The sequence below is a fragment of the Undibacterium sp. 5I2 genome (genome assembly GCF_035019605.1).
Lineage (GTDB): Bacteria > Pseudomonadota > Gammaproteobacteria > Burkholderiales > Burkholderiaceae_D > Undibacterium.
The window spans coordinates 22,133-28,732 of record NZ_JASJVS010000051.1; the positions used below are offsets into that span (position 1 = coordinate 22,133).

Genomic DNA, 6,600 nt, shown 5'->3' on the forward strand with positions numbered 1-6,600 from the left:
TTTCTTTTGTCTGGAAAAAAATCATGTCCTCATTGATCGCTTTGCTGGTAATCGTCGCCTTGTTTCTGTTCTGGATCGTCGGTGTATATAACCGCTTGGTCACGCTACGCAATCGCTTCAAGAACAGTTTTTCGCAGATTGATGTGCAGTTGAAACGCCGTTACGACCTCATTCCGAACTTGGTCGAGGTGGCTAAAAATTATATGCAGCATGAGCGTGTCACGCTCGAGGCGGTGATCGCGGCGCGTGGCTTGGCGCTGGCGGCCAGCGGCAAGGCGGCGCGCGATCCGGCTGATCCGTCTGCGGTGCAGCAATTTGCTGCGGCAGAAAACACCCTCAATGCTTCGATGGGAAAATTGTTTGCCTTGTCGGAAGCGTATCCTGACCTCAAAGCCAACGAAAACATGCAGCAACTGAGCGAAGAATTGAGCAGTACCGAAAATAAAATCGCTTTTGCGCGGCAAGCGTATAACGATCAAGTCATGCAATACAATATCGGTATCGAGCAGTTTCCCACTTCTGTCGTCGCTAACAGTTGCGGTTTCAAGGCCGCTGAAATGCTGCAGGTCATCGAAGCTGCGCTCGAACGCCAAGCTGTCAAAGTCGCTTTCTAAGCGGCACACCTATGGATTTTTTTGAACAACAGGATCATGCGCATCGTCAGAGTCGCACCCTGTTGATCCTGTTTGCGCTGGCCGTGCTGGCCATTGTCGCGGCCGTCAACCTGAGTCTGGCGCTGATCTGGCATTATTTGTTTGCCTTGCGCATGCCCGGTGGTGTGGCTTATCCGCGCGGCTTTTTCTTCGTCAATACCGGGGTGACCTTGCTGTTCATCGGTGGCGGCAGCTTGTTCGAAAGCTTTCGCCTGCGTGATGGTGGCGAGGCCGTGGCGGAAATGGCCGGCGGTCATTTGGTCCATCCTTCCTCGACCGACCGCAAGGAACGGCGCTTACTCAATATCGTCGAAGAGATGGCGCTGGCCTCCGGCATCGCTTGTCCGCGCGTGTATGTGTTGGAACGCGAAGCAGCCATCAATGCCTTTGCTGCCGGTTATCACCCGAATCAGGCCGTGCTGGCGGTCACTCAAGGCGCGTTGACGCGTCTTACGCGCGATGAATTGCAAGGCGTGGTGGGGCATGAGTTCAGCCATATCCTCAATGGCGATATGCGCATGAATATCAAACTCATCAGTGTCTTGTTCGGCATCCAGATGATTGCTGGTTTCGGGCAGGAATTGATGTATTGGGGCGCCTCTTGGCGCAGTACTCGCAGTCGCGACGATAAGGGGCCGCCGTTGCAACTGATCATGGTGGTGGTCGGTGCGGCGTTGTTCGTCATCGGCTATGTGGGTATTTTTTTCGGCCGCCTGATCAAATCGGCGGTATCGCGCCAACGTGAATTTTTGGCCGATGCCAGCGCCGTGCAATTCACCCGGAATCGCGATGGCATCGGCGGTGCCCTGCGCAAAATTGGTGGACTCGGTGTCGCCAGCGCCTGCGGTTCGCGCATCGATAATCCGCGTGCCGAACAAATGTCGCATATGTTTCTCGGCGCGGCCCGGGCGAACCTGATGAGCGGCTTGTTTGCCACCCATCCGCCTTTACAAGAGCGTTTGCGCTGCATCTACGGGCATGCGCTCAGTTTTCTTGATGCCGCTGAAATCATCGATCCGCTCGAGCAAGCCGATGTGCCGACCGGGTTTTACGGTTTCGGTGCGCGCAATGTGGAAGCCGCTCAGCAGGCACGCACGCTCAGTCTGCCGCGCGCGGACAGCGCAGCCGCGCGGCCGCCCTTATGCTTGTTGACGGCGGCGCGTGGCAGTGCGACTGCCCCGGCGCTGGTGTATGCCTTGCTGCTGGACCGGCAAGAGCCGCAGGCTTACGCCTTGCAGCAGACCCTATTGAGGCAAATGGCTGGGCAACACGCAGAATTGGCGCAACAATTGTTACTCGAGATCGAGGCGATGAGTGAGCCGGCGCGTTTGCCTTGGCTGGACTTGGCGATGCCGGCTTTGCAGTTGCTCACGCCGACGCAGCGCGCGCAACTGCTGGCCTTGGCGGCCAAATTAATTGCCGCTGATGCGCGCATGACGCAGAGCGAATTTGTTTTGCAGACGGTATTGGAGCGGCGTTTGGGGCCGCAGGCCGGACGTTACATTGCGGTCCGTTATGCGGATTTATCGGAGCTGCGCGGCGAAGTGTGCTTGTTGTTGTCGCTGGTCGCGCAAACGCATGCAGGTGCGGCCACGCTGGCCGCTTTTGTGCGTGCGGCGGCGCTATTGCCAGACTTGGGCTTGCGTGAGTATGAACTGCAGGCCAGCGTACAGAGTGATTTTTTCACGGTGCGGCAAGCGCTGGAAAAACTCAATCGCCTCGCGCCCTTAGCCAAGCCGTTTCTGGTGCGCGCCTTGCTGACAGCGGCGGCGCGTGCGCCGACGGTACAGATTGCTCCCGCCCCGGCTGATCTGGTGCGCGCCATGTGCGCCGCACTCGATGTGCCGGTGCCGGACTGTCTGCTGCCAACTGCCATGCCGACCTGAGTCGGACGACTCAGGCGCGCCCGACGATGGCGGCCGTGGCCATCAATTCATCGATCAATGCCAGCATCATTTTGCCTGGCATGCCGTGTGGGTCAAGTATCGGTAACGGTGAATATTTGAGCAGGGTAGCGGGATTGAGCTTACTGATATTGGCTTGCCCCATGGTCCAGCCGCCGTAGCGCCGTTGCGTGATTTCTTCATAATCGAGCAGAATCACATCGCGATGACGCGGGTCGCGCAGGATGTGTCCATACAAGGTGTTGACCGCATCGCGACCGCCTTCGAGCACTTGAATGAACACCGTGTCGGTGTGACAGAGCACGCCGGTAAGTCCATTTTCCGGGTTGTGCGAGCGCGAAGCTTGTAGGATGGCTTGCACGGTATGGCCGATATTGGCATCGACGGCGCGACTGGCGTACAGCAGACGTACTAACATAAATCTCTCCTGGTGCGCCCGTGGTGACGGGCGAGAAAACCTTGCCTGTGCAGGCTCAGCGCTTGATCAACGATAAAAATTCGCGGCGCAAGTTCGGATCTTTCAAAAACGAGCCATGCATGACACTGTTGATCATCTTCGCTTCGGTGTCTTTCACGCCGCGCCAGTGCATGCAGAAGTGATCGGCTTCCATCACCACCGCAAGGCCATCGGCTTGCATTTTTTCTTGCAGCGCGTCGGCCAACTGCACCACGGCTTCTTCCTGAATTTGCGGACGGCTCATGATCCATTCGGCGATACGGGCGTATTTCGACAGGCCGATCAAATTCGAATGCTCATTCGGCATCACGCCTATCCAAACCTTGCCCATGATCGGGCACAGGTGATGCGAGCACGCGCTGCGCACCGTGATCGGGCCGATGATCATCAATTCATTGAGATGCGAAGCATTGGGAAATTCCGTTACCGCTGGCATCGGCACATAGCGGCCGCCGAATACTTCATTGATGAACATTTTGGCGACGCGTCGCCCGGTATCTTGGGTATTGTGGTCGCTGGCGGTGTCGATTACCAAGCTTTGCAACACTGCGCGCATTTTTTCTTCGACTTCGGCCTGCAATTCGGCCAGTTCGCCGGCTTCGATGAAGCGGGCGATGTTGTCATTGGCATGGAAACGAGTTTTACTCGCGACCAAGCGCTCGCGAATTCTTTGCGAAACCGGGATAGTGACCGCTTGGTAAGCGAGGGGCGTATCGTTGGACATGCTGAGTTCCTGTCAGTCTGGAAGATTGGCAATGGTAACTGAATTAGATTTTTCTTGCAGCCACCCGCTCGCTCAATGCGCGCAAACATTCCGGACACAGGCAGGCGGGTTCGGCGTTGGCTGCCGTCGCTGGTAAGTCTGGCACGGCCAAGCTCGGCCAAGCGCCGCACCAGCATGCTTGCTCGCTGCCCTCCACCATGGCGCAGTCGAACGACGCGGCGCAGACAGAACACTGACTCATGCGGCGTCGTCCCGCGCGGAGTCTTGGGGAACGATGCGACGCATGGCTTGCTGCAGTAATTGCATCTGGCCACTGAAATTGCTGCAGGCATCGCAAATCGACAGATGCAGCCGCAGCCGACTACGTTCGCTCAATGTGAGCTTGCGATCGAGGCCTTCAGAGACCAGTTGATGTGCTTGTTTGCAAGAGTATAAGTAATACATAGCGGCTTTCCGTGTTATTGATTGCCGAACCAATTCAAGTCCAAGCATTCGCGCAGCCGCAAGCGGGCGCGGTACAGGACTACCCATAGATTAGACGTGGTCAGGCTCAATTCCTTACAAATTTCTTCGGTTTCCAATTCTAACCATTCGCGCATCATGAACACGCGCGCGGTTTTGGCCGGTAAATTTGCCAGACAGATTTCCAAGACACGGAAAAAATCTTGCTGTTGCAGGCTAGCTTCCGGCTCCCCCCAGGCTGCCGGCATGTTGACGGTATGGCCGTTGGCTTTGAATAAGCTGTCGATGAGATCGGTTTCTGCTTCATCATCTTCGGTATGCAAGGCGACTTCACGTTTGCGGCTGCGCAGATGATCGATGATTTTGAATTTCAAAATACCGGTCACATAGGTGCGCAGGCTGGATTGGCCGGCAAAACTGTCCGGTTTCTCCAATACCGCCAGCAAGGCTTCTTGCACGGCATCTTCGGCTGCCGTCTCATTTCGCAGCTGCAGAATGGCGAAACGCAGCAGCGCCGGACGCATGGTTTCTAACTCTTGGTGTAAATGAATCGAAGTGCGCATAAATTTAAGAGTGAATTGGCATAAATATTGGCAGCAGAATCCTGTAAAATCCGAGGCTAAGGCATAAACCCTTCATGATACCCTCAGGATACCGACATTATGAGCGATTTCAACGCAAACGCAGCAGTAGCATCAGAAGATAAATTGGCCGGTGTCGCGCCCGTGATCAAGGCTGAAATTTTGGCAGAAGCGCTGCCCTACATCCGTAAATTTCACGGTAAGACCATCGTCATCAAATACGGTGGCAATGCCATGACCGAAGAACGCCTCAAGCATAGCTTCGCGCGCGACGTGATTTTATTGAAACTGGTCGGCATGAACCCAGTCGTGGTACATGGCGGCGGACCGCAAATCGACAATGCGCTCAAAAAAATGGGCAAGCAGGGTACGTTTATCCAAGGCATGCGCATCACCGATGAAGAAACCATGGAAGTGGTGGAATGGGTGTTGGGCGGCGAAGTACAGCAAGATATCGTTATGTTGATCAATCATTACGGTGGTCAGGCCGTCGGTTTGACCGGTAAAGATGGCGGCTTGATCCGCGCACGCAAGATGATGATGCCGGATCGTGAAAATCCCGGCAATATGCTCGATATCGGCTATGTTGGTGAAATCGATGCGATCAATCCGGCGGTGGTGAAAGCCTTGCAAGACGATGCCTTCATTCCTATCATTTCACCGATCGGTTTCGGCGAAGATGGCCAAGCGTATAACATCAATGCCGATTTGGTCGCTGGTAAGATTGCCGAAATTCTCAAGGCTGAAAAATTGATCATGATGACCAATATTCCGGGCGTGCTCGATAAGCAGGGTAATTTGGTGACCGATTTGTCGGCGCGTGAGATCGATGAAATGTTCGCTGACGGTACGATTTCCGGCGGCATGCTGCCGAAAATTTCTTCGGCACTCGACGCGGCCAAATCGGGTGTCAATACCGTGCATATCATCGATGGCCGCATCGAACACTCGTTGCTGCTGGAAGTGTTGACCGAACAAGCCTTCGGCACCATGATACGCAGTCATTGATGGCAGGCCAGCCGATTTGGCTGTTTGACCTCGACAACACCTTGCATGACGCCTCGCACGCGATTTTTCCAGCCATTAACCGGAATATGAATGCGTATATAGCGGCCTTGCTCGGTGTCGGCGAGGCGGCCGCCGATCAAGCCGCAGTCAACGCGCTGCGGCTCGATTACTACCGTCGCTATGGCGTGACCATGCTTGGTTTGGTGCGCCACCATGCGGTGAAAGCCGAGGAGTTTTTACACGCCGCGCATACCTTCGACGACTTGTTGGCGATGATACGCGCGCGTCGCGGGTTGCGACAAATATTGCAGCGCTTGCCGGGTAAAAAAATTCTCTTGACCAATGCGCCGCGCTTGTACTCGCGACGGGTGCTGCGTCATTTGAATTTGCAGCGCCATTTTGACGACCATATTTCGGTCGAAGACATGCGCGTGCATGGGCAACTTGAGCCTAAACCGTCGCGTCGGTTTTTGCGTAAATTGCTGGCCGCACGCGGCTATGCTGCCGCCGACTGTATCTTGGTCGAGGATAGTCTGGACAATTTACGCGCGGCCAAGCGCGAAGGCTTGCAGACTGTCTGGCTGACCGGTTTCATCACCGATCACACGGCGCGCCAGCGCGCCGCCTGCGTCGATATACAGGTGCGGTCGGTGTTGGAACTGGCACAACGCTATCGTCGCCGGCCCGCTTGATCAAAAATCTGACTAGGGTTTGAAACCCCGGCCTTCAGAGGTTGTCGCAAAAGGGTAGTGAGTCGGTATCATTACCCTGACTGGTGGCCACGTCATTCCTGCGCGCTTTTGGCAGGAAC

At 55.6% G+C, this 6,600-nt stretch carries 9 protein-coding genes; 4 read left to right on the forward strand and 5 right to left on the reverse strand.

Annotated features, from left to right (window positions below):
* Window positions 1-23 precede the first annotated feature (23 nt).
* On the forward strand, window positions 24-614 hold the full coding sequence (locus tag QN359_RS15655) for a LemA family protein (RefSeq protein WP_322250430.1): 591 nt from the start codon (window positions 24-26) through the stop codon (window positions 612-614).
* 11 nt (window positions 615-625) lie between these two features.
* Window positions 626-2,539, forward strand: coding sequence for a M48 family metallopeptidase (locus tag QN359_RS15660; protein ID WP_322250431.1), 1,914 nt, complete (start codon window positions 626-628; stop codon window positions 2,537-2,539).
* A 10-nt stretch (window positions 2,540-2,549) separates the two neighbouring features.
* Here QN359_RS15660 and QN359_RS15665 read toward each other — a convergent pair whose 3' ends face one another.
* Genes QN359_RS15665 through QN359_RS15685 form a run of 5 tightly spaced genes read right to left on the reverse strand, consistent with a single transcriptional unit; the run spans window position 2,550 to window position 4,763 of the window.
* On the reverse strand, window positions 2,550-2,975 hold the full coding sequence (locus QN359_RS15665) for a BLUF domain-containing protein (protein ID WP_322250432.1): 426 nt from the start codon (window positions 2,973-2,975) through the stop codon (window positions 2,550-2,552).
* Window positions 2,976-3,030: 55 nt separating this feature from the next.
* Window positions 3,031-3,738, reverse strand: a complete 708-nt coding sequence (gene folE, locus QN359_RS15670) for a GTP cyclohydrolase I (protein ID WP_322250433.1) — start codon at window positions 3,736-3,738, stop codon at window positions 3,031-3,033.
* Between the two features lie 43 nt (window positions 3,739-3,781).
* Window positions 3,782-3,979 carry a cysteine-rich CWC family protein gene (locus tag QN359_RS15675; RefSeq protein ID WP_322250434.1) on the reverse strand — a complete coding sequence of 66 codons (198 nt, stop codon included), beginning with the start codon at window positions 3,977-3,979 and terminating at the stop codon, window positions 3,782-3,784.
* On the reverse strand, window positions 3,976-4,182 hold the full coding sequence (locus QN359_RS15680; RefSeq protein WP_322250435.1) for a zf-HC2 domain-containing protein: 207 nt from the start codon (window positions 4,180-4,182) through the stop codon (window positions 3,976-3,978). Before QN359_RS15680 ends, QN359_RS15675 begins: the two co-directional genes overlap by 4 nt.
* A 14-nt stretch (window positions 4,183-4,196) precedes the next feature.
* Complete coding sequence (locus QN359_RS15685) at window positions 4,197-4,763, reverse strand: sigma-70 family RNA polymerase sigma factor (RefSeq protein ID WP_322250436.1); 567 nt, start codon at window positions 4,761-4,763, stop codon at window positions 4,197-4,199.
* A 99-nt stretch (window positions 4,764-4,862) separates the two neighbouring features.
* Here QN359_RS15685 and argB point away from each other — a divergent pair, with 99 nt between their 5' ends.
* Together argB and QN359_RS15695 are read left to right on the forward strand one after the other, a co-directional pair.
* Window positions 4,863-5,789: an acetylglutamate kinase gene (argB, locus tag QN359_RS15690; RefSeq protein WP_322250437.1), complete on the forward strand. Its 927-nt coding sequence runs from the start codon at window positions 4,863-4,865 to the stop codon at window positions 5,787-5,789.
* Entirely contained in the window at window positions 5,789-6,481 is a 693-nt protein-coding gene (locus QN359_RS15695; RefSeq protein WP_322250438.1) for a pyrimidine 5'-nucleotidase, read from the forward strand. Before argB ends, QN359_RS15695 begins: the two co-directional genes overlap by 1 nt.
* Window positions 6,482-6,600: the final 119 nt, after the last annotated feature.